The organism is Duganella violaceipulchra (assembly GCF_019166075.1).
Classification (GTDB): Bacteria; Pseudomonadota; Gammaproteobacteria; order Burkholderiales; family Burkholderiaceae_D; genus Rugamonas; species Rugamonas violaceipulchra.
In genome coordinates, this window is sequence record NZ_JAHTGR010000002.1 from 117,195 (window position 1) to 140,181 (window position 22,987).

Annotated in this window: 16 protein-coding genes; all 16 read right to left on the reverse strand. The window is 65.7% G+C overall.

Going from position 1 to position 22,987, the window contains the following annotated elements:
• Nucleotides 1-10: 10 nt before the first annotated feature.
• On the reverse strand, nt 11-544 hold the full coding sequence (locus KVP70_RS03395; protein ID WP_217940652.1) for a MarR family winged helix-turn-helix transcriptional regulator: 534 nt from the start codon (nt 542-544) through the stop codon (nt 11-13).
• A gap of 14 nt (nt 545-558) precedes the next feature.
• Nucleotides 559-1,410 (reverse strand): SDR family NAD(P)-dependent oxidoreductase, encoded by an 852-nt coding sequence (locus tag KVP70_RS03400; RefSeq protein WP_229224576.1) that lies wholly within the window; start codon nt 1,408-1,410, stop codon nt 559-561.
• A 4-nt stretch (nt 1,411-1,414) separates the two neighbouring features.
• The gene (locus KVP70_RS03405; RefSeq protein WP_217940654.1) at nt 1,415-3,781 is read right to left on the reverse strand and encodes a bifunctional salicylyl-CoA 5-hydroxylase/oxidoreductase; all 2,367 of its coding nucleotides are present in this window, start codon (nt 3,779-3,781) and stop codon (nt 1,415-1,417) included.
• Between the two features lie 10 nt (nt 3,782-3,791).
• Entirely contained in the window at nt 3,792-5,441 is a 1,650-nt protein-coding gene (locus tag KVP70_RS03410; RefSeq protein ID WP_217940656.1) for an AMP-binding protein, read from the reverse strand.
• Between the two features lie 90 nt (nt 5,442-5,531).
• Nucleotides 5,532-6,248, reverse strand: a complete 717-nt coding sequence (locus KVP70_RS03415; protein WP_217940658.1) for a response regulator — start codon at nt 6,246-6,248, stop codon at nt 5,532-5,534.
• 125 nt (nt 6,249-6,373) lie between these two features.
• On the reverse strand, nt 6,374-11,326 hold the full coding sequence (locus tag KVP70_RS03420; RefSeq protein ID WP_229224619.1) for a two-component regulator propeller domain-containing protein: 4,953 nt from the start codon (nt 11,324-11,326) through the stop codon (nt 6,374-6,376).
• A 66-nt stretch (nt 11,327-11,392) separates the two neighbouring features.
• Nucleotides 11,393-12,568 (reverse strand): patatin-like phospholipase family protein, encoded by a 1,176-nt coding sequence (locus KVP70_RS03425; protein ID WP_217940660.1) that lies wholly within the window; start codon nt 12,566-12,568, stop codon nt 11,393-11,395.
• A gap of 70 nt (nt 12,569-12,638) precedes the next feature.
• The gene (ggt, locus tag KVP70_RS03430; protein WP_217940663.1) at nt 12,639-14,429 is read right to left on the reverse strand and encodes a gamma-glutamyltransferase; all 1,791 of its coding nucleotides are present in this window, start codon (nt 14,427-14,429) and stop codon (nt 12,639-12,641) included.
• An 81-nt stretch (nt 14,430-14,510) separates the two neighbouring features.
• Nucleotides 14,511-15,269 carry a 3-hydroxyacyl-CoA dehydrogenase gene (locus tag KVP70_RS03435; RefSeq protein WP_217940665.1) on the reverse strand — a complete coding sequence of 253 codons (759 nt, stop codon included), beginning with the start codon at nt 15,267-15,269 and terminating at the stop codon, nt 14,511-14,513.
• Nucleotides 15,270-15,327: 58 nt separating this feature from the next.
• Nucleotides 15,328-16,566, reverse strand: coding sequence for an ArnT family glycosyltransferase (locus KVP70_RS03440; protein WP_217940667.1), 1,239 nt, complete (start codon nt 16,564-16,566; stop codon nt 15,328-15,330).
• A gap of 8 nt (nt 16,567-16,574) precedes the next feature.
• On the reverse strand, nt 16,575-18,062 hold the full coding sequence (locus KVP70_RS03445) for a UbiA family prenyltransferase (protein ID WP_217940669.1): 1,488 nt from the start codon (nt 18,060-18,062) through the stop codon (nt 16,575-16,577).
• 128 nt (nt 18,063-18,190) lie between these two features.
• Nucleotides 18,191-18,691 carry a hypothetical protein gene (locus KVP70_RS03450; protein ID WP_217940671.1) on the reverse strand — a complete coding sequence of 167 codons (501 nt, stop codon included), beginning with the start codon at nt 18,689-18,691 and terminating at the stop codon, nt 18,191-18,193.
• 97 nt (nt 18,692-18,788) lie between these two features.
• Entirely contained in the window at nt 18,789-19,259 is a 471-nt protein-coding gene (locus KVP70_RS03455) for a hypothetical protein (RefSeq protein ID WP_217940673.1), read from the reverse strand.
• On the reverse strand, nt 19,256-19,660 hold the full coding sequence (locus KVP70_RS03460; protein ID WP_217940675.1) for a hypothetical protein: 405 nt from the start codon (nt 19,658-19,660) through the stop codon (nt 19,256-19,258). Before KVP70_RS03460 ends, KVP70_RS03455 begins: the two co-directional genes overlap by 4 nt.
• Before the next feature lie 81 nt (nt 19,661-19,741).
• Nucleotides 19,742-21,985, reverse strand: coding sequence for a sodium-translocating pyrophosphatase (locus tag KVP70_RS03465; protein ID WP_217940677.1), 2,244 nt, complete (start codon nt 21,983-21,985; stop codon nt 19,742-19,744).
• Nucleotides 21,986-22,165: 180 nt separating this feature from the next.
• Complete coding sequence (adk, locus tag KVP70_RS03470) at nt 22,166-22,822, reverse strand: adenylate kinase (RefSeq protein WP_217940679.1); 657 nt, start codon at nt 22,820-22,822, stop codon at nt 22,166-22,168.
• Between the last annotated feature and the right edge of the window lie 165 nt (nt 22,823-22,987).

Genomic DNA, 22,987 nt, shown 5'->3' on the forward strand with positions numbered 1-22,987 from the left:
GTGTGGTTCCTTATTTTTCGTCCGAGGCGTTCAGGTGCTGCTTCATCTGCGACAGCAGCTCGATCATCTGGCTCTTGTCGGCGCCGGACAGGCCTTGCAGCAGCTCGGCGATCCAGCCTTCGTGTTCGGCGGCCATGGTGGCGAAGGCCTTGCGGCCGGCCGCCGTCAGCTTGACGCTGTAGGCGCGGCCGTCCTTCGGGTCCGGTACGCGCACCACCAGCTTTTCCTGCTCCAGCTGGTCGGTGATGCCGGTGATGTTACCGCCAGTGACCATCATGCGCTTGGACAGCTCGCCCATGCGCAGGCCCTGCGGGTAGCGCTCCAGCTGCGCCATCAGGTCGAAGCGCGGCAAGGTGATGCCGAAGCTGGCGCGCAGCCGGCTGCGGATTTCGTTCTCGATCCTGACGGTGCAGGACAGCATGCGCAGCCACAGCTTGAGCGACTGGTGATGGTCCTGCGTCAGGCGGCTGGCCAGGTCCAGCACCGGCGCATCCTCGTCCTCGACCGGGTTTTGTTCGTTCTCGTTGTCTGAAAATGGTGGCATAGTTTCCTCGTACTTCACATGACTTCGCCGCCGGCGACGGCGACGGATTGTCCATTCATGGCGCCCGCTTCGGGCAGGCAAAGCCAGGCCACGGCGCTGGCGACTTCCTCGCTTTGCACCAGCCGCTTCTGCGGATTGCCGGCGGCCAGTTCGGCGCGCGCCTCGTCCGCGCTGCGGCCGGTCCTGGCGATGATGTTGGCGACCGCCTCGCGCACGATATCGGTTTCGGTGTAGCCGGGACAGACGGCGTTGACCGTCACACCCTTGGTGGCCACCTCCAGCGCCAGCGCGCGCGTCAGGCCGATCACGCCGTGCTTGGCGGCGACGTAGGCCGACACGTAACGATAACCGACCAGCCCCGCCGTCGAGGCGACGTTGACGATGCGGCCCCACTTCGCCTCCAGCATGCCGGGTAGCGCGGCCTGGGTGCAGTGGAAGGTGCCGGTCAGGTTCACGTCCAGCATGCGCTGCCACAGCGCGGCGTCGGTCTTGCCGAACGGCGCGGGAGCGGCCTGGCCGGCGTTGTTGACCAGGATGTCGACGCGGCCGAAGCATGCGACGGCGGCGGCGAAGCCGCTGCGCACCGATGCCTCATCGGTCACGTCCAGCACTTGCATGGCGACCGCGCCGCCCAGCGGCTGGGCGATGGCGTTCATGGATACCACGGCGGCCTGCAGCGCCTGCGCATCGCGGCCCGCCAGCGTGACGCGCGCGCCACGCAGCAGCAAGGCCAGCGCGCAGGCAGCGCCGATGCCGCGCGCGCCGCCCGTCACCAGCGCGTGCTTGCCGGCCAGCGGCAGGTTCGCGCCAACCGGGGTCGAGCCGGGCGCCAGATAGGCCGCGCGGGATTTGTTCGCGGTGTTCATCCGTTCACCCTTCCAGCAGCCTGGCCGCGACCTGCTGCGGCGTGAGGCCGGTGCTGGCCGCAGCCAGCTGGCGTTCGCGTTCCAGATTGCGTTCCAGCTGCTGCTTGGCCGGCAGGTACTGCTTGGGCCAGGCGATGGCGGAATAACCGATCTTCGCCGCTTCCGCCAGCGTCCACGCCGGATTGGCCAGGTGCGGGCGGCCGACGGCGCACAGGTCGGCGCGGCCGGCGGCGATGATGCCGTTGGCGTGGTCGGCCTCGAAGATCGAACCGACCGCGATCGCGGCGATGCCCGCCTCGTTGCGGATGCGGTCCGCGAACGGCGTCTGGAACATGCGGCCGTAGACCGGTTTTTCCAGCTTGCTGACCTGGCCCGACGAGCAGTCGATCATGTCGGCGCCGGCGGCCTTGAACAGGCGGGCGATGTGCACCGCGTCGTCCGGCGTGATGCCGCCTTCGACCCAGTCGTGCGCGGAGATACGCACGCTCATCGGCTTGCGCTGCGGCCAGGCGGCGCGCATCGCGGCGAACACGCGCAGCGGATAGCGACATCGGTTTTCCAGGCTGCCGCCATATTCGTCGCCGCGCTGATTGGTCAGCGGCGAGATGAAGGACGACAGCAGGTAGCCGTGCGCGCAGTGCAGCTCCAGCCAGTCGAAGCCCGCCGCGTCGGCCGCCTGCGTGGCGCGCACGAAGTCGGCTTCGATGCGGTCCATGTCGGCCGGCGTCATGGCGTGTGCGGTCTGCGATATGCCGGCCAGGTATTGCTGCTGCGAGGCGGAGACCAGCGGCCAGTTGCCCTTGTCCAGCGGCTGGTCGATGCCGTCCCACATGGCGCGGGTCGAACCCTTGGCGCCGGCGTGGCCCAGTTGCAGCGCGATCCTGGCGTCGCTGTGCTGGTGGACGAAATCGACGATGCGCTTCCAGGCCTGCGTGTGCTCCGGCGCGTACATGCCGGGACAGGCCGGCGTGATGCGCGCATCGGCCGACACGCAGGTCATTTCGGCGAACACCATCGCCGCGCCGCCCAGCGCGCGCGCGCCGAGGTGGGCCAGGTGATAGTCGCCGACGACGCCGTCGACCGCGCTGTATTGCGCCATCGGCGAGACCACGATGCGATTTTTCAAAACGACGTCGCGCACCTTGAACGGCGTGAACATCGGCGGCGCGGCCTTGGCCGGCGCCAGGCCGGCCTGTTCGCCGGCGCGGGCGGCGAACCAGCGCTCGTAGTCCGCCACGTAGGCCGCGTCGCGCAGGCGCAGGTTCTCGTGCGACAGGCGCTGGCTGCGCGTCAGCATCGAATAGGCGAACTGCGGCGCTTCCATCGCCGTATAACGCTCGACGTTCTCGAACCACTCCATCGAATTGCGCGCCGCGCTTTGCAGCTTGATGACCTCCACCGCGCGCGCCGACTGGTACGCCGCCAGCGCGGCCCTGGCATCCGCATGCTGGCCGAAGCAGCGCGCCAGTTCGATCGCGTCCTCCAGCGCCAGCTTGGTGCCGGAACCGATCGAATAGTGCGCCGAGTGCGCGGCGTCGCCCATCAACACCACCGGTACATCGCCATTCCAGTGCACCCATTGCCCGCAGACGATGCGCGGGAACTTGATCCACATGCCGGAGCCGCGCAGGTGCGCCGAATTGGACATCAGCTCGTGCCCATCCAGCTGTTCCGCGAACAGCCGCTCGCAATAGGCGATCGACTGCTCCGCGCTCATGTCCTCCAGTCCCGCCGCGCACCACACGGATTCCGGCGTCTCGACGATGAAGGTCGAGGTGTCGCCGTCGTACTGGTAGATGTGGGCCTGGAACCAGCCGTGCTCCGTCTGTTTGAAGGCGAAGGTGAAGGCGTCGAACTTCTTGCGCGTGCCCAGCCACACGAAGCGGCACTGGCGCGCCTCGATCTGCGGCTGGTAGCTGTCGGCGTAGCGGCCGCGGGTGCGGCTGTTCAGGCCATCGGAGGCGATCACCAGCTGCGCGTTGTAGCGGGCGGCGATCTGCTGGTCGTCCATCACCTCGGTCTCGAACACCAGCGACACGCCCAGCTCCTCGCAGCGCTGCTGCAGGATGTTGAGCAGGCGCTTGCGGCCGATGCCGCAGAAACCGTGGCCGCCGGACGTGACCTTCTCGCCCTTGAAGAAAACGTCGATATCGTCCCAGTGGTTGAACGATTGCAGGATCGCGCGCGCGGTCGCCTCGTCGGAGTTCATCAGGTTGCCCAGCGTCTGGTCGGAGAACACCACGCCCCAGCCGAAGGTGTCGTAGGGACGGTTGCGCTCCACCACCGTGATCTGGCGGCACGGGTCCTGCTTCTTCATCAACAGGCTGAAATACAGCCCGGCGGGGCCGCCGCCTATGCAAACAATATTCATGCGAGTCTCTTTATTCGGTACGCAGCTTGAAACGCTGCAGCTTTCCGGTTTCGGTGCGGGGCAGCGCGGTCAGGTAGCGGATGGCGCGCGGATACTTGTACGGCGCGATCTGCCCTTTGACGAACTCCTGCAGTTGCGCCGTCAACTCCGGCGACGCCCCGTGGCCCTGCTTGAGCACCACGTGGGCCTCGACGATCTGCCCGCGTTCCTCGTCGGCCCGCCCGATCACGCCGCATTCGGCCACGGCGGGATGGCGCAGCAGCGCGTCCTCCACTTCCGGGCCGGCGATGTTGTAGCCGGCCGAGATGATCATGTCGTCGGTGCGCGAGCGGTAGTAGAAATAGCCGTCGGCGTCCATCTCGTAGGCGTCGCCGGTCAGGTTCCAGCCATTGAGCACGTAGTCGCGCTGGCGCTCGTCCGCCAGGTAGCGGCAGCCGGTCGGGCCCTTCACCGCCAGCCGGCCAATCACGCCCGGCCCGACCGGATTGCCGTCGTAGTCGAGGATGCAGGCCTGGTAGCCCGGCACCGGCTTGCCGGTGGCGCCCGGCCGTATCTGGTCGCCCGCCGCCGAAATAAAAATGTGCAGCAGCTCGGTGGCGCCTATGCCGTCTATCATCGCCAGCCCGGTGGCCTGGCGCCAGCTCTCGCGCGTGGCCAGCGGCAGCGCCTCGCCGGCCGAGACGCTTTTCTGCAGGCTGCCGATGTCGTACTTGTCGGCCAGCGGCGCCATCTGCCGGTAGAAGGTGGGCGCCGTGAAGCATACCGTGGCGCGGTATTGTTCGATCGCCTTGAGCAGGGTTTCCGGCGTCAGTTTTTCCAGCAGCACGGCGGTCGCGCCGACCCGCAACGGGAACAGCAGCAAGCCACCGAGGCCAAAGGTAAAGGCCAGCGGCGGCGTGCCGATGAAAACGTCGCTGCGCTGCGAGGCCAGCACCGAGCGCGGGAAGCAGTCGCAGATCGCCATCACGTCGCGATGGAAATGCATGGTGCCCTTGGGGATGCCGGTGGTGCCGGAGGTGAAGCTGATCAGGCAAACGTCGTCGGCCGCCGTGTCCACCGCGTCGAAACCGGCCGGCTGCCGCGCCATCAGCGCTTCCAAACCACCATCGGCGGCGCCGAACCACAAGGTCTTCGCCTTCACCGCGGAGGGCAAATCCACCGCTTCCATTTCGGCGCGCAGGCCGTCGGCGCACAGCACGGCGTTGATCTCGGCCTTGGCGGCGATCGTGCCCAGTTCGCGCGCGCGCAGCAGCGGCATGGTGGGCACCGCGATGCAGCCGGCCTTGAGCACCGCCAGCACGCAGGCCGCCATCATCGGATTGTTGGCGCCGCGCAGCAGCACACGGTTGCCCGCCTCCAGTCCCAGCGGGCCGCGCAGCACGTGGGCGATGCGGTCGATCTGCTCCAGCAGTTGCGCGTAGGTCCAGCTGAGCTGCTCGCCGCGCACCGCGACGCGTTCGGCGCCGCCGCCGGCCAGCGCGCCCTCGAACAGCTCCGCCACGCAATTGAGACGCGGCGGATATTGAAGCTCGGGCAGGTCGAAGCGCAACTCGGGCCATTGCTCCGGCGGCGGCAAGTGCTCGCGCGCGAAACGGTCGGTATGTGCGCTGTCGCCGCTGGCGACGGAAGCGCTGGCGGAACTGGCTGTCGGTCTGGTCATGGTCGCCCTGAAGTTGAAGGTCGTTCGGTGTCCGCTGCTCACCCAGCAGATACTTTAAACCTAAACTATCTCGACATCAAGTGCTATCGTTCAGGCGGAGGCGCCCTGCCGTACCAGGCCGGATTGATGGATCACGGCGCGCACCACGTCGGCCAGCACCGCTTGCACCGCGTCGTTGGTCAGGCCGCCCGGATCGAAACCCTTCAGCGCGACGGCCGCGCCGTCCAGCCCCAGCGTGACGCAACCGGCGTGCAGACGGTCGATGCGCGCCTGCGCCTCCGGCTGCTGGGCCTTGGCCAGCAGGACCTCCAGGTCGCCGCCGGCGGCGGTCAGCTGGTTCTGGAAACCGCTCAGGTAGACCAGCAGCCGCTCGGCGTTGATGCCCAGGCGGCGCAGGGTGGTGGCGGGATCTTCGGCGTGGTGGTCGTAGCCGCTGGCCGCCTGGTCGAGGAAACCTACCAGGTGCACGCGCACCTGCTCGGCCTGGAATGGTTTGACGATGTAGCCGGCCGCGCCGGAACTGGAGGCCTCCTGCACGGTGTCCTTGTCGTTGGCCGACGTCACCAGCACGAAGGGCATGGTGTTCAGTTCCGCATGCGCCTTCACACGCTGGAGCAGCTCCATGCCGGACAGGCGCGGCATGCGCAGATCGCAGAAGCAGATCGCGGGACGCAGGCCGTCTTCCAGCTGCTGCCAGGCGTCGGCGCCGTCTTCCGCTTCGACGATATCGAACTTGCCGCAGCTGTCGATCAGGTGCATCAACACCATGCGCGAGACGACATCGTCGTCGACTACCAGAACTTTCATGAGACTCCCTGTGCCCTAAACAACTACTCTTGTGTGACCTCAGTACGGCACTTTCCGACGATATTACATGAAAAACCGGGTCCATACGTCCTGGACAGACAAGGATTTGTGCGAATTGCCGCAGCTTACAAAGTGCTAGCCGCGCCGGCCCGCCGCAGCAAGGCGCGCAGCTGGGGCATGGCATCGGCGATGCGCGGCCAGTTGCCATGGTCCGCATCGAGCTCCAGTTCCCCGCACAGCGCCTGCAATTCCTGCTCTTCCAGATAACCGGCGCTGCCTTTCATGCCATGCAGCAGACGGCTGGCGGTGTCGGCGTCGGCCTGCGCCACCGCGCGTTCCAGCTCCGCCAGCCGCAGCGGCGCGTCCTGGTGGAAGGCGCTGCGCAGGCGCAGTTTCAGGTCGCTGCCGCCGCTGTGCTGCGCCAGCCGGGCCGGTTCCTCGTCGGCCGGCGCCACGCCGAACAGCGAGTCCAGCTCCGGCGTGCCCAGCGCCGGGTTGTGGCGCACCTCCATGCGCGGCAGCTGCACGCCCCGCTGCAGCTGGCGTTCGATCGCGCGGCTGAGCTGGAAGTGCAGCTTGTCCTCGTCGATCGGCTTGGTCAGGAAATCGTCCATGCCGGCGGCCAGGTAGCGGCTGCGGTCTTCCTCGCTGGCGTTGGCGGTCAGCGCGATGATCATCAGTTCCTGGTCGCGCACCGGCGCCGCCTCGCTGCCGCCCGAGCGTATCATGCGGGTGGCGCTGGCGCCGTCCATTTCCGGCATGCGGCCGTCCATCAGGATCAGGTCATAGCGCGTCAGCGAGCAGGCCTTGACCGCCAGCGCGCCGTTGGCCGCGATGTCGACCTTGTGGCCCAGGTCTTCCAGCATCATGCGGATGATGATCTGGTTGGTCGGGAAATCCTCCGCGCACAGCACCTTGAGCTGGTGGCTGTGCGGCTCGCGCGGCACGTGCGGCACCAGCGGCGGCGGCACGCCGTTGGCCAGCGGCAGTTCGAACGAGAAGGTGCTGCCCTCGCCCGGCGCGCTGACGGCGTTGATGCCGCCGCCCATCAGTTCGACCAGCTGGCGGCAGATCGCCAGTCCCAGGCCGGTGCCGCCGTAGCGGCGCGTGGTGGAGGCGTCGGCCTGCTCGAACTGCTGGAACAGGCGCGGTATCGCCTCCGCCTCGATACCGATGCCGGTGTCGGTGACGCTGAAGCGGATGCGGTTGAGCGCTCCCTTGTAGCCGGCGCGGGCCCGCGCGTCGTCCTCATGCGGCACGCGTTCGACGCGCATCCGCACCGAACCGTGCTCGGTGAATTTGAAGGCGTTGCCGACCAGGTTGACCAGCACCTGGCGCAGCCGGGTCGGATCGCCGACGACGAACTGCGGCAGGCCTTCGCCGAACTCCAGGCAAAATTGCACGCTGTGCGCGGCGGCCTGCTCCTCGAACAGGCTGACCACGTTCTCCACCGCCGACGACAGCGAGTAATCGATATTCTCGATGGTCAGCTTGCCGGCCTCGATCTTCGAGAAGTCCAGCAGGTCGTTGATGATCGACAGCAGCGACTGCGCGCTGGCCTGGCCGCGCAGGATCTGCTCGCGCGTGCTGACCGCCAGCCGGCTGTCGCGCAGCGCGAAGCCCAGCATGCCGATCACGCCGGCCAGCGGGGTGCGCATCTCGTGGCTCATATTGGCCAGGAATTCGGACTTCTGGCGGGTGGCGTCTTCCGCCTTCTGCTTGGCCAGGCGCAGGCGCTCGTCGTTCTCCTGCAAGGCGCGGTTGGCCAGCGCCAGCTCCTCGGTGTGCAGCCGTACCTGACGCTCCTGTTGCAGCAACTGGGCCTGGGTCTGGCGCAGGGTTTGCAGCGTCTCCTCCAGCTGCTGGTAGGCGCGGGCGTTTTCCAGGCCGGCGGCCGCGTGCGAGGCCAGCGTCTGCAGCATGTCCATGTGGACCTGCTGGTAGCTGTTCTTCTCCACGCTCTGCACGCACAGCAGGCCGACCACCTTGTCGTTGGCCACCAGCGGCGCATACATCATCGATTGCGCCACGGCCGCCGGCAGGCCGTCTTCGCGCAGGCAGGTCACCAGCGTGTCCAGGCCCGATTCGTCCATGTAGTTGCGGAACTCGGCGTCGAAGTCGTTGATGAACACCGGCTTGCGCTCGCTCAGGCACCACACGGCCAGCTGGTTGGGCTGATCCAGGCGGCGCTGGTAGGGCAAGGTGCGCACGCCGGCGTCGATGGCGAACGGGAAGTCGATCACGCCCTGCTCCTCGCGCACGAAGCCGATGCCGAAGATCTGCGCATCCATCAGGTGGTGCACGTGGCGGTACAGCGTGCGCATCGAGGTTTCCATGTCCAGCGTGGCGCTCATCTCGCGACCCAGTTCGCTCAGGACCGAGATGTTGCGGTGCGCCTGCTCGACGTTTTCCTTCTGCCGCTCGACTTCCTCTTTTTGCCGCTCGGTGTCGACGCGGCGCTGCTCGGCCTCGGCGCGCTGCGCCTCCGCCTCCAGGCGGCGCTGCTCCAGTTCCTGCTTCTGCTGTTGCAGCAGCAGGTTCTTGTGCTCGACTTCCGCCGTGCGCGAGCCGACCAGCTCCTCCAGCCGCTGTTGCTGCTGGTGCAGGCTGCGCACGCGCGCGGCGTAGGCGGCGTAGGCGGAGCCCAGCAGGGCCACGCCGAACAGGCTGCGGAACCACCAGGTCTTCCAGAACGGCGGCAGGATGGTGATCTCCAGCGTGGCGGCGTTGTCGTTCCAGATGCCGTCCTTGTTGGCGGCCTTGACGCGGAAGGTGTACCGGCCCGTATCGAGATTGGTGTAGGTGGCGAAGCGCTTGGTGGAGTCGGTGACGACCCAGTCCTCGTCGAAGCCCTGCAGCTGGTAGGCGAAGCGGTTGCGCTGCGGCGCCGCGTAGTGCAGCGCCGCGAACTCCAGCGAGAACACGGAGTCGCTCTCCAACAGCGTCAACGCGTTGGTGTATTCGATCGCCACCTTCAGCACGTCGGGATGTTCACCCTGCCCCGGCTTGAGCGACTTGTTGAAGATCTGGAAATCGGTGATGGCGACGGTCGGCGCCACGCTGTTCTCGCGCACCTCCGCCGGCACGAAGGCGGTGATGCCATTGAAGCCGCCGAAGTACAGCGTGCCGTCCGGCGTGCGCAGCGCGGCGCCGTCGAAGTAGGCGCCCTCGATGGTGCCGTCGGCGCCGCTGTAGTTGCGCACCAGGCCCGTGCCGGTGTTCAGGCGCGACAGGCCGCTGTTGGTGCTCAGCCAGAGGTTGCCGGTGTCGTCGGGCAGGATGGAGGCGATGGCGTCGTCGGCGATGCCGTCCTTGCGCAGGTAGCGGCGGAAGCGGATGGCGCCGTCGGCCGCCACTTCCATCTTGTTCAGGCCCGCCGCCGTGCCGACCCAGATGACGCCGCGGCCGTCCTCGTACAGGTAGTGCACCTCGTCGTGACTGAGGCTGAACGGGTCGGCCGGGTCGCGCCGGAAGTGGCGGAACCTGCCGGTCTTGCGGTCCAGCAGATCGAGGCCGTTGAAGGTGCCGATCCACAGCTGGCCCTTGCGGTCCTCCAGGATGGGGCGCACCACGTTGTCGGACAGGCTGTTCACGTCGGACGGGTCGTGGCGGAAGGTGCGCACGTCCATGGTCTGCGGGTCGAGCCGGTGCAAGCCGCCGCGCGAGGCGATCCACAGGATGCCGCTGCGGTCGCCGACGATGTTGCGGATGGTGTCGCTGGCCGGGTCGCCGCGCACGAAGGACAGCGCCTTGATCGCGCCGCTCTCCACGTTCAGGTGGTTGACGCCGGCCCGGCCGCCTATCCACATATTGCCGTTCTTCTCGCGCCACAGCGCGGTGACCTGGTCGTCGCTCAAGCTGTTGGCGCGCTGCGGATCGTGGCGCCACACCTTGCCCTCGCCGCTGACCGGATCGTACAGATTCAGGCCGCCGCTGCTGCCCAGCCACAGCTGGCCGCGCGCCTCGGCGACGATGGCGCGCACCTTGTTGTCCGACAGCGTGTTGGGGATGTCGGCCTGGCGCACGATGCGGGCGAAGCCGCCGCTGCCCAGGTCCACCCGGCTGGCGCCGTCGTTCCAGGTGCCGACCCAGAAGGTGCCGACGCGGTCGCGGAACAGCGCCGAGATCTGGTTGTCCGCCACGCTGTGGCTGTCGCTGAACTGGTGGATGTACTGCACCAGCCGGTTCTCCGACGGCAGCCAGCGCAGCAGGCCGTCGGCCTGGGTGCCGACCCAGACGTTGGTTTCGGCGTCGACGTACAAGGTGGTGATGCTCATGCCCGGCTTGATGCCTTCGCGCGGGCCGAGGCGGCGGCGCTGCGGCTCCTTGCCCAGCAGGCGCCATTGTTCCAGGCCGCCCAGGGTGCCCACCCACAGCGTCTGCGCGCTGTCGACCTGCAGCGCCAGCACCGCGTTGAACTTGCTGTCGCCGCTGGCGTCGATGGTGAAGTGCTGGAAGCGCGAATCGCCCGGCGCCAGCATATCGAGGCCGGTGGCGGTGGCCACCCACAGGCGGCCGGCGGCGTCGCGCGCCAGCGCGTTGACCTGGTCGTTGGCCAGGCTGCCGGCATCGGCCGGGTCGTGGTGCCAGCTGGTGAAGCGGCCGCTGGCCGGGTCGAAGTGATGCAGGCCGTCGGCGCTGGCCAGCCACAGGCCGCCCTTGCCGTCGTCGGCGATGGCGCGCACGTGGCGGTTGCCGTTGCCGCGCTGCGGCGATTCGTGCGGCAGGAAGTGGGTGAAGCTCTTGGTGGCGGCGTCGTAGCGATCCAGGCCGCCGTCGGTGCCCACCCACAGCTGGCCGCTGCGGTCCAGGTGCAGCACGCGCACCCAGTTGTCGGCCAGGCTGCGCGGATCGGAGACGGCGCTCTTGTAGGTGATGGTGCGGTAGCCGTCGAAGCGGGTCAGGCCGGCCTGGGTGCCGAGCCAGACGAAGCCCTGCTTGTCCTGGGCGATGGCCAGCACCGATTCCTGCGCCAGCCCGTGCTCGACGCTGAGCTGCTCGAAGCGCAGCGTGCGTGGCGGCGCCCCCGCCCATGCGGCGGCCCCGCCCAGGCCCCACAACAGCAGGACGGGCAGCAGCAAACGGCTACAGAGGCGGATTAAAAACAGCAAGGGAGCCCCGTTTATCCAGATATCGCGCGCACGTCAGGACTCGAAAAAAGCCAGTACGTCGTCCTTGCGCGCTTGCGTGTCGCGCTGTCCGAGGCGGATCAACTCGCAAGTATATGTCGATTCGAACAATAGGTACGACGCAAGTGCGGCGCCGCGTGTTTCGGTCGCGCCTATCCCCGACAGCATGGTGCGTATCGGCGCCGGCAAACTGGCGATGTGGCGGCTGGCGATATCGTCGAGCCGTTCGGACGGCGCGATCACCAGCAGCTGCACCGGCTTGAGCGGGGTCTTCTCCAGCAGCTCCGGCGGCAGCATGGACAGCGTCTTGTTGATCCGCTCCAGCCGTTCGATGTCGACCGCCAGGCTGTCGAGAAAGATCGACGACATCGCATGGCCGGCGATCTGCGCCAGGCTGGGATAACGGGCCGCGCTTTTTTCGGCGGCGCTGCGGGCCGGTTCGGTCAGGCGCCCTGCGCCGACCACCAGCACCTTGCTGGCGCCCAGGTGGATGGCGGGCGAGATCGGCGCCAGCTGGCGCATCGAACCGTCGCCGCAGTATTCGCGGTGGCCGCCCATGTACAGCGGCGTGGCCGGGAAGATGAACGGGATCGCCGACGACGCCAGCAAATGCTCGACGCCGATCTGGTCCTGCAGAGCCACGCGCTGCATGCGTATCCACGGCGCGATGTCGGCGGCGGTCTGGTAAAAGGTCAGGTGGTTGCCGGCGGTGTAGGACGAGGCGGTGACGGCCAGCGCGTGCAGCAGGCCTTCGGACAGCACCGCGTCCAGCCGCGGCAGATCGAGCATGCGGTGCAGCAGGCCGACCAGCGGGGTGTTGTCCAGCAGCGAGGCGGGCGGCGCGGCGCGCCACTTGCGCAGCAGCCAGCCGAACGACAGCAGCGACAGCCAGCGCGCGCCGGAGCGGATCACGCCCAGCGAATCGGCGCGGTAGACCTGTTCGACCTCGATGTTCTGCCAGACGTCGAGCAGCTTTTGCACGCCCTCGCCGAAGTTGTCGGCGCGGCAGGCCAGCGCGGTGGCGTTGATGGCGCCGGCCGAGGTGCCGCAGATGATGTCGAACGGATTGCGCGCGGGCGGCCAGCCCGCTTCCCACAGTATCTCCGAGATCGCCTGCAGCACGCCCACCTGGTAGGCGGCGCGGGCGCCGCCGCCCGTCAGGATCAACCCTGTTTTCTTTTGAATTCCCATACGACAAGATTAGCAGGGTCTACCGGGTTTGGGGAGGCGCGGGGGCCAGTTTGGAGCCAGTTTAGAGGCATTAGTCGCCTAATACGACACCTTCGCGACGGGGATCGGCGCCGCCGAACCACTCCTGCTTGCCTTCGACGGTGCGGCGCTGGATGCCCTGCAGGCCGGAGTTGAGCTCGAACTCGCGCACCTGGTGGCCGCGCGCCTTGAGCTGCTCGACCACGGCCGGCGACACCCGCCCCGCTTCCAGTTCGGTGGGCCCGTTGCGGCTGCCGAAGTTGGGCAGGCTGATGGCCTGCTGCACGTCGAGCTTCCAGTCCAGCGTGCCGACCAGCACCTTGGCCACGTAGTTGATGATGGTCGAACCGCCCGGCGAGCCGGTGGCCAGCACCATGTTGTGGGTGCCCTTGTCGAACACAAGCGTCGGCGACATGGCGCTGCGCGGGCGCTTGCCGGCCTGCACGCGGTTGGCGATCGGGCCGTTTTCGTCCTGCGAATCGAAGGAGAAGTCGGTCAGCTGGTTGTTGAGCATGAAGCCGTCGACCATCTGGCGCGCGCCGAAGGCGTCTTCCACCGAGGTGGTCATCGACAGGCCGCCGCCAAAGGCGTCCACCGCCACCAGGTGCGAGGTGGACGGCTTGTCGATGGCGGTGTCGGCGCCCCACGCGACCTGCATGGTGGCCGGCGTGCCGTAGTTGGCGCGGCCCATGGATTTTTCGCCGATCAGCGCCGCGCGCTGCTTCAGGTAGCCCTTGTCGAGCAGCGCGGCCACGCCCTTGCCGGGCAGCGGCACGAAATCGGTGTCGGCGGCGTAGCGGTTGCGGTCGGCGTAGGCCAGGCGGCCGGCCTCGGTGAACAGGTGGATGCCTTCGGCTGTCAGCATGCCGTTGACCGGTTTATATGGGCTGATGTCCTTCACTTCCAGGATGCCCAGCATCTGCGCGATGGCGATGCCGCCGGACGACGGCGGCGGCGCGCCGCACACGGTCCACGCCTTGTAGTCGCTGCAGACCGGCGCGCGCTCCTTGGCCTGGTAGCCGGCGATGTCGGCGGCGGTCAGCTTGCCGGGATTGGTCGGATGCGCGGCCACCTTGGCGGCGATGTCGCCGGCGATGCGGCCTTTGTAGAAGGCGTCGGCGCCGCCGTCGGCGATCTCGCGCAGGGTGCGCGCCAGTTCCGGGTTCTTCAGCAGGTAGCCGACCGGGCGCGGTTTGCCGTCCTCGCCGAAGAAGTAGGCCTTGGCGACCGGATCGCGCGCCAGGTAGCGGTCGTAGTTGAGCAGCGCGTTCAGGCGCGGGCTGACATTGAAGCCGTCTTCGGCCAGCTTGATGGCCGGCGCGAACAGCGCCTTCCACGCCAGCTTGCCGTGCTCCTTGTGCGCCAGCTCCAGCATGCGCAGCACGCCGGGCGCGCCGACCGAGCGGCCGCCGATCACGCCGATCTCGCGCGAGACGGCCTTGCCGTCCTTGTCCTGGAACAGGTGTTCGTCCGCCGAGGCGGGCGCGGTTTCGCGGCCGTCGTAGGATTGCACGCGCTTGCCGTCGGAGTACAGCAGGAAGGAGCCGCCGCCGATGCCGGACGATTGCGGCTCGACCAGGGTCAGTACCAGCTGGGTGGCGATGGCGGCGTCGATCGCGCTGCCGCCCTGCTTGAGCATCTGGTAGCCGGCCTGGGTGGCCAGCGGATTGGCCGCCGCCACCATGAATTTTTGCGCGGACTTGCCGGCTTTCTCGGTGTAGCCGGTGGCGATTTCGGGCGCCACGTCGGCGCCGGTGCGCTGTGCGTAAACAGGTGCGTGCAGCAGCGAAAGGGACAGCGCGAGGCTCAGCGCCAAAGGCTCGATATGAAACTTGCGGAACATGGACTCTCCAAAATAAGAGGCGCGCGGCCAGGGCCGCGCGCCCGATCACTCTGGCATCCTACACGAAATCGAGTAAACCGTTTACTTCGGCTGCATGCGGATGGCGCCGTCCAGGCGGATGGTTTCGCCGTTCAGCATGGTGTTCTCGATGATGGTCTTGGCCAGGTGGGCGTATTCGTCCGGGCGGCCCAGGCGCGGCGGGAACGGCACCATATTGCCCAGGGCGGTGCGCACTTCTTCCGGCATGCCCATCAACATCGGCGTTTCGAAGATGCCGGGGGCGATGGTCATCACGCGGATGGCGCTGCGCGACAGGTCACGCGCCATCGGCAAGGTCAGGCCGGCGACGGCGGCCTTGGAGGCGGCGTAGGCGACCTGGCCGATCTGGCCGTCGAAGGCCGCGACCGAGGCGGTATTGATGATCACGCCGCGCTCGCCGCTATCGGTGGCGGCGGTCTTGCCCATCGCGTCGGCGGCCAGGCGGGCCATGTTGAAAGTGCCGACCAGGTTGATGTTGACGGTGCGCTGGAACACGTCCAGCGGGTGCGGGCCGTCCTTGCCGACGGTCTTGACGGCCGGCGCCACGCCGGCGCAGTTGATCAGGCCGCGCAGCGTGCCCAAGGCGACGGCGGCGTCGACCACGGCCTTGCCGTCGGCTTCCGAGGTGACGTCGCACTTGACGAAGACGGCCTTGAGTTCGGCGGCCAGCGCCTCGCCCGGTTCCACCTGCACGTCGGCCAGCACCACCTTGCCGCCCTGCTCGACGATCATGCGCGCGGTCGCGGCGCCCAGGCCCGACGCGCCGCCGGTGACGATGAATACATTGTTCTGAATTTGCATGTCTGTCCCTATCTCGTTTTTATTTGACGTTTACGTTAACGTCACATCGCAATTGTAGCTAATTTTTCATCTTCGAGTAAGTCGTTTGCGGTACCGTTTTTTTCGACTGCATGCGCGCTTGAAGCGCCTGCTCCATCGCCATCGCGGCAAGCACGATCAACAAGGGCATGATCGGCTCCCGGTAGCGATAAATCACGTAAAACATCATGTGCACGGCGGTGTAGCACAGGACCGCAAGCCAGAGCAGGCCGGTATTCTTGCTGCGCAGCCGCCGATAAACAACGCCGGCCACCGCCGCGCCGCAGATCAACAGGTATTGTGCGAGCCAGGCCAGCCGCGTCAAAGCCTCGCCCCTGGGCTGGGGGCCCTCCCCCTCGTGTACCGGCGGCATCCAGAACAGAGCAACTTTCCTCAATGCAAGAGTAACAAACTGTGCCGGATGCTGCTTGATCCAATCGATCGCCTCATGTTTCAAGGTGTCATTTGCCACGACCTCGCCCTGCTTGCGCAACTGTTGCCAGCTGGCGCCTCTTGGCGTGTCGGCAATGGAGACAAACATGCCGTCGGCCGAGGAATTGTTACCTATGTAGAGATTAAAGCCACCATTGGTATTTAAAACCGGGGCGCCAACGACCTGGTAGTTGCGTATCAGCCAGGGCGCCACCACCAGCATGGCAACCAATCCGGCCAGGCCCAGTGTGGCCAGCTTCCGGGGAAGCGGCCAGGATGTGGTCATCAACGCGATCGCCAGTATCGGGGTAAGCGCCAAACCGGAATTTCCTGTGATGGCAAGCAGACCAAGAACCGCGCCAACCGAGATCGCGATCCGCGCCGAAGGCCGCGCTGTACATCGCAAGGAAAGCAGGACAACGCCGAGCATCAGCGGCGTCATGAGATTTTCTTTGGAAAGATATGCCGCATATATCCACGACGGCAAGTACACGGCGAAAAGGCCGGCACTGAGCAGCCGCCCCACCTTGCCGGCGCCGGCGTCCCGCGCGATCAAATAAATCAGCCAGGCGCTGACCGTGCACAGCAATGCGTTGGCCAGCAGCGCCGCCAGCAGATGGTGGCCGAACACGGCGTACACCGGCGCCAGAACAAACAAGGGGTAGCCGGCACTCAAAAATGCGGCATTTCCCCCGTCAACCAAACCCTTGCCCGCCAACAGGTTCACCGCCATGCGTTCGTATCCGGCATAGTCGCTGACAGGCTGGAATTGGAAAGCAAAGGCTGTCGCGATCCGCACCAGAAACGCGACCAGCAAAATCAGAACCAGCCACTGCTTCTCACGCATAGCCCCCCCTAATTCAACCCAAAGAAATGTGCGATCAGCATCGTGACACCCATGACAATGATGGCGCTCCTGCTGCCACGGTCTTTGATCGCATAGATCACGGGATCGTCGTGCATCTCTCCGCGCGCGGTCTTGATCCAAAGCCGGGCCAGCCAGTAAATCAATCCCAAAGCCACCAGCCACAATAAATCCGGTGTCGCGTAGCGGGCTTGGGTATCGGGGGAGTTGATGAAAAGCCCGAACACGACGACTGCGGACATGGCGGATGCCAGCCCCAGCGGCGATAACACCGCCAGGTCCGTTACCCGGTAGTCGCGCCCACAGGCAGCGGCCTTGCCGATCTGTTCCAGCGAAATCAGTTCAGAGCAGCGTTTCACCAGTGCCAGACTCAAGAACATAAACACCGAGAAGGCCAGTAGCCAGGCACTGGTGACAACGGCAATGGCCACGGAACCGGCCAGGATGCGCAGGGTGTAAAGTATGGACAGCATGATCACGTCTATCAGCACGTATTCCTTGAACAGCCAGCTGTAGGTGCTGGTCAGCACGACATACAACAGCAGCATGAAAAAGAAAGGCTGGGAGACCACCAGCGCCAGCGCCACCGCCAGCAGGAGCAAGCCGCCGGCGACAGCAAGTCCTGCAAGTATCGGTATCCTGGCGCTGGCAAGCGGACGGTGCTTTTTCCGTGGATGCGCCCGGTCGCTTTCCAAGTCCCATAAGTCGTTGACCACATACGTTGCAGACGCGGCCAACGAAAATGACAGGCAGGCGATGGCGGTGGTCGCAAGCCGGGCGCTATCCATGAATGAAAAAGCGGTCAGCAAGGGAACGAACAACAGCAGGTTTTTCAGCCACTGGTGAACCCGCAGTGCCTTCAGCCACGTGGAAAAACCGACAGCCTCCCTGGGGAATTCCTGCTCAACCGAGTTGCGGCGCCGGACGGATTTGCTCAAGCCGGCCGAGGCCCCAACCAAAACAGCTGCCTGCGCCGCGTTCCAGATGGGAATGTCCGCGCGGCTATCGCCGGCATACACAAACTCGGCGCCAACCTTTTGCTGGATGGCTGCCAGTTTGGTGTTGCCCTTGAGGTTGCAGCCCATGTCCGTAGCAAGTACCTCATCGAACAACGCCAGGTGGTCGGCTACGTCATGGGCGATTGACCGGTGCGCCGCCGTGGCCAGGATGATACGGCGCCCCTTGTTTTTTTCGCCGTAGAGATAGGCCAGAAAGGCCTCACGGTAAGGCAAGTGGGCTGCCGAGATCCTTGTATGGGATGAGACCGTTTCCTTGAAAGCTGCACGCCCTTTCAGCAACCAGAAAGGCAGGCGCAGCAAATTGAGGGGGGATTGCTTGACGAGTTGGATGACCGATTCAAGCAGCGTATCGGTTGGCGTCAATGTGCCATCGAGATCGACCACCAATGGACAAGCGGCGGCTGTGTTGGCCTGGGCTGAGTCGTTGACTTCCTGCGCTTGGCTCAAGTCGATGGTCATGGGGGTTGTGATAGTCCTGGGTTAGACGAACCAGCCCTATCACTATGACATTGGCCTCAGGTGCCGATGTCGACTACGTCAAACAAACGCGTCGATTTTGGGTGCGCTTGGAACGCGGCGGCGCCACTTCAGCGGTTGATGACAGCCGCCAGTTGATACGCACGTTTGCTTGACTTGGCATCTGTCGCGGGGAGATGCAACCTGAACGACATGACCTGCGGCGGCGTGTTGTCGGCGCTAAGGTTCAATTCGTAAAACACCGGTTGCCCATCGCTGGCGGTGGAAGCGTAGCGGACTTGAACAAAGTTCTGGACTTTGAACGGGAGGTTTTTATGCCGGGGGACTTCCAACCTGATGCTTTTCCCGTCGGGCAGCGTCGCGACAGAATGTATCGTCGAAAAACCGCCAAGGCTATCGTCGACGCGTTTCAAGGCACGCTCGGTCGTCCCGGCTTTTTGCGTTGGCTCCGGCGCGAACAGCGCCGCCGCGTCCTTATACCGCTGGTGCTGTAGCGCATCCACGAATCTGTCGGCGACCATGACGGGGCTCACGTCAGCAGCGGCGGCGGCATGGGAAACGACCGACGCGCAGACCATAAGTGCGCCAAGGTTGACTAGGTTGAACTTCATGTACGCTACGCCCGTATTCATTGATAAGCAGACAGAATACTTGATCACAGGGTACAAAAGTTACTCACATTGTCACCACAAGCCGGTAAGTTGCGCATTAGCATTGCAACCAGACGCCATTACGATTGCAGACTTTGCCGGCAGGTGAGATGGCCGTGCCGGGGCCGGCGTTGTTGATGCGCGCGCCGCTGGCGTCATTGCAGCCGGTGGGGCCGCAGTTGTTCAACGCCTTGGGCGCATTGGGAGGATTGAGCAAGGTTTGCAGCGACGGCGACGGCGGCGCGGCAGGCATCGCCACTTGCGGCGCCTGCTTGACTACCGGCATGCGCTGGATGATCTGAGAGACCGGACGGCGCGGCATCGGCTTGCGCGCCGGCGCGGTGCGACAGGGTTCGACCGCCAGGCGCAGGCCGTCGGCACTGAGTGTGCAGACCGGCAGTTTGGCGTATTCACGTAACTCGGGGCTGGTGGAGGCGGCGATCCTGACGGCGCCAGGCTCCGGCGCCTGCGCGACGGCCAGCCCCCCTGGCAGCGCCAGCATCAGGCACAGGGCGGTACGCAATGTCATGGCGGCGGCACCACGGTGGCCGTCATGGCCCGCCACGGCAGCAGGCAGGCGGTGATGTTGGGATAGTAGCCGCGCGGATTGTCACAGTAGTAAAGGCGCCGCGACGAGATCCCTGCATCGGGCGGCGGCAGGTACAGCGGTGCATCGGCGTAGTAGCCGGGCGGATAGTAGTAGCCGTTGTAGTAGGGACCGTAGTAGCCGTAGCGCGGCCAGTACAGCGGCGCACCGATAAAGATGCCGCCGCGGACGTAGCCGCCGTGGCCGTGATGATAGCCGTGGCCGCCTCCGCCATGGAAATGCCCATGACCGCCGCCACCGTGGCCATGCTGCGCCCAGGCATTGGGGCTGATCAGCATTCCCAGCAGGAAGGCCAGCGTCAGCGCCGGTTTCAACATGTTCATGGCGTCACCTCGCGAAGTGCTACACCTTCATTATTAGCAGGTGTAGCACCGGAGGGAAGCATCTGAAACAATTGGTAACGCTTACTTGCCTTGCGGTGGCGCAGCTGGCGGCTGGTCGGCTGGCGCGCCCGGGCTCGGGACCGGGCCTTCGGTCATCGGCGCGCCGACCGGTGGCGGTGGCGCATCGGCCGGCTTCATCATGCCCCTGTCCGGCGCCACCATCATCGTCGGCTCCGGCGCGGTGATCGCGCTGACCGGCACCGGCACGGACACCGCCAGCCAGCCCGAGGCCGGCAGCAGCGGCACCAGCAACAAGGCCACGATGTTGATGATCTTGATCAGCGGATTGACCGCCGGGCCGGCCGTGTCCTTGTACGGATCGCCCACGGTGTCGCCGGTGACGGCCGCCTTGTGCGCGTCCGAACCCTTGCCGCCGAAGTGGCCGTCCTCGATGTATTTCTTGGCGTTGTCCCAGGCGCCGCCGCCGGTGGTCATCGAGATCGCCACGAAGAGGCCGGTCACGATGGTCCCCATCAGCATGCCGCCCAGCGCGGCGGCCCCCAGCAGCATGCCGACAACGATCGGCACCACCACCGGCAGCAGCGACGGGATGATCATTTCCTTGATCGCCGACGCGGTCAGCATGTCGACCGCCTTGTCGTACTCCGGCTTGGCCGTGCCTTCCATGATGCCCTTGATGTCGCGGAACTGGCGGCGTACTTCCACCACCACGGCGCCGGCGGCGCGGCCCACGGCCTCCATCGCCATCGCGCCGAACAGGTACGGGATCAGGCCGCCGATGATCAGGCCGACGATCACCATCGGGTTCGACAAATCGAAGGTGATGCTCTTGCCGGTCGATTCCAGCGCGTGCGTGTAGTCGGCGAACAGCACCAGCGCGGCCAGGCCGGCCGAACCGATCGCATAGCCCTTGGTGACGGCCTTGGTGGTGTTGCCCACCGCGTCCAACGGATCGGTGATGGCGCGCACCGATTCCGGCATGCCCGACATTTCGGCGATGCCGCCGGCGTTGTCGGTGATCGGACCGTAGGCGTCCAGCGCCACGACGATGCCGGCCATCGACAGCATCGCGGTGGCGGCGATCGCCACGCCGTACAACTGGCCCAGCTGATACGACACCAGGATCGCCGCGCACACCGCCAGCACCGGATAGGCGGTGGACTTCATCGACACGCCCAGGCCGGCGATGATGTTGGTGCCGTGGCCGGTGGTGGAAGCCTCGGCGATATGCTTGACCGGCGCGAAATCGGTGCCGGTGTAGTACTCGGTGATGTAGACCATCAGCCCGGTCAGCACGATGCCGACCACGGTGCAGCCCATCATCTTCATGCGCATGGCCTCGTCCGGCCAGACCTGCCAGGTCACCACGGCAAAGCCGATCAGCGACAGGCCGGCCGCCCACCACAGGCCGGTGTACAGCGCCGACATGATTTTCTTGCCCGGCTTGGCCTTGACCATCGAGCAGCCGACGATGGAGGCGATGATGGACACCGCGCCCAGCAGCAGCGGATAGACGATGGCCGACGTCGGCGCCGAGGTGATCAGCAAGGCGCCCAGCAGCATGGTGGCGATCAGGGTCACCACATAGGTCTCGAACAGGTCGGCCGCCATGCCGGCGCAATCACCGACGTTGTCGCCGACGTTATCGGCGATCACCGCCGGGTTGCGCGGGTCGTCCTCGGGGATGCCCGCCTCCACCTTGCCCACCAGATCGGCGCCGACGTCCGCGCCCTTGGTGAAGATGCCCCCGCCCAGACGGGCGAAGATCGAAATCAGCGACGCGCCGAAGGCCAGGCCGATCAAAGGCTTGATCACATCGTGCGGATTGAGCGGCGGATTCGGCGCGCCCGGCGCCATCCCCGTCAGGAACATATAGAACAGCACCACGCCCAGCAGGCCCAGGCCGACCACCAGCATGCCGGTGATGGCGCCGCCCTTGAAGGCGACGTCGAGCGCCTCGTTCATGCCCTTGGTGGCCGCCTGCGCCGTGCGTACATTGGCGCGCACCGAGACGTTCATGCCGATGAAGCCGCAGGCGCCGGACAGCACCGCGCCGATCAGGAAGCCGATCGCGGTCTTCATGTCGAGCAAGGCGGCAATGAGGATGAGCAGCACCACGCCGACGATCGCGATGGTGCGGTACTGGCGCGCCAGATAGGCGGCGGCGCCCTCCTGGATGGCCAGGGCAATTTCCTGCATGCGGGCGTTGCCCGCGTCCTGACGCAAAATCCAGCTTCTTGACCATAAGCCGTAAATCACGGCGATAACGCCGCACGCCACTGCAAACCAAAGACTAGCTGCCATAGTGTCCCCTTATTTTTATTGATCGAGCCTACCAACCCACACTTCAGAAAACCAACGCCCGCCGGGTAGGCAAGCGCAGCCAACTAAACCTGCGAACTGCAACACTTCATAAAACGGGATGGCATCCAGCCGATTTCGGGCGCAAAAAAAGCGGACACTCGGTCCGCTCTACTTTAACGCTTAATCCGCGAGCGCGGCAAACGCGCTGTCGCGAATTTGCTCGACCGGACCGACGCCGACGATGCGGCGATACTTCGGCGCGCCCGGCTGACCGGTTTGCGCCCAGTTGTTGTAGTAGCTCAGCAGCACTTCGGTCTGGTTGTGATAGACGTCCAGGCGCTTCTTGACGGTCTCTGCCTTGTCGTCGTCGCGCTGCACCAGCGGCTCGCCGGTGACATCGTCCAGGCCTTCGACCTTGGGCGGATTGAACTTGACGTGGTAGACGCGGCCCGAACCAGGATGGCAACGGCGGCCGTCCATGCGTTCGATGATCGAGGCGTCCGGCACGTCGATTTCCAGCACGTAGTCGACCGCCACGCCGCTGTCCTTCATCGCGTCGGCTTGCGCCACGGTGCGCGGGAAGCCGTCGAACAGGTAGCCGTTGGCGCAATCCGGCTCGGCCAGACGGTCCTTGACCAGGCCGATAATGATGTCATCCGATACCAAACCGCCTGCATCCATCACCTTCTTGGCTGCCAGGCCCATTTCCGTGCCCGCCTTGATCGCGGCGCGCAGCATGTCGCCGGTGGAGATTTGCGGGATGTTATATTTTTCTTTGATGAAATTAGCCTGGGTGCCCTTGCCGGCTCCTGGTGCTCCTAAAAGAATAAGACGCATGAAAAATTCCTAAAACAGATATGGATGGGTTAGTTGGTATCGGATCGTACGAAACTTACCACAAAACTTCGTCTCAACGCCAATTTGTGACGGCTTGGACCGTTCTTAGCTGGCGAAACCGGGTTACAGAGAGATATTCCGTATGAATATCGCACCGTTGTCTTC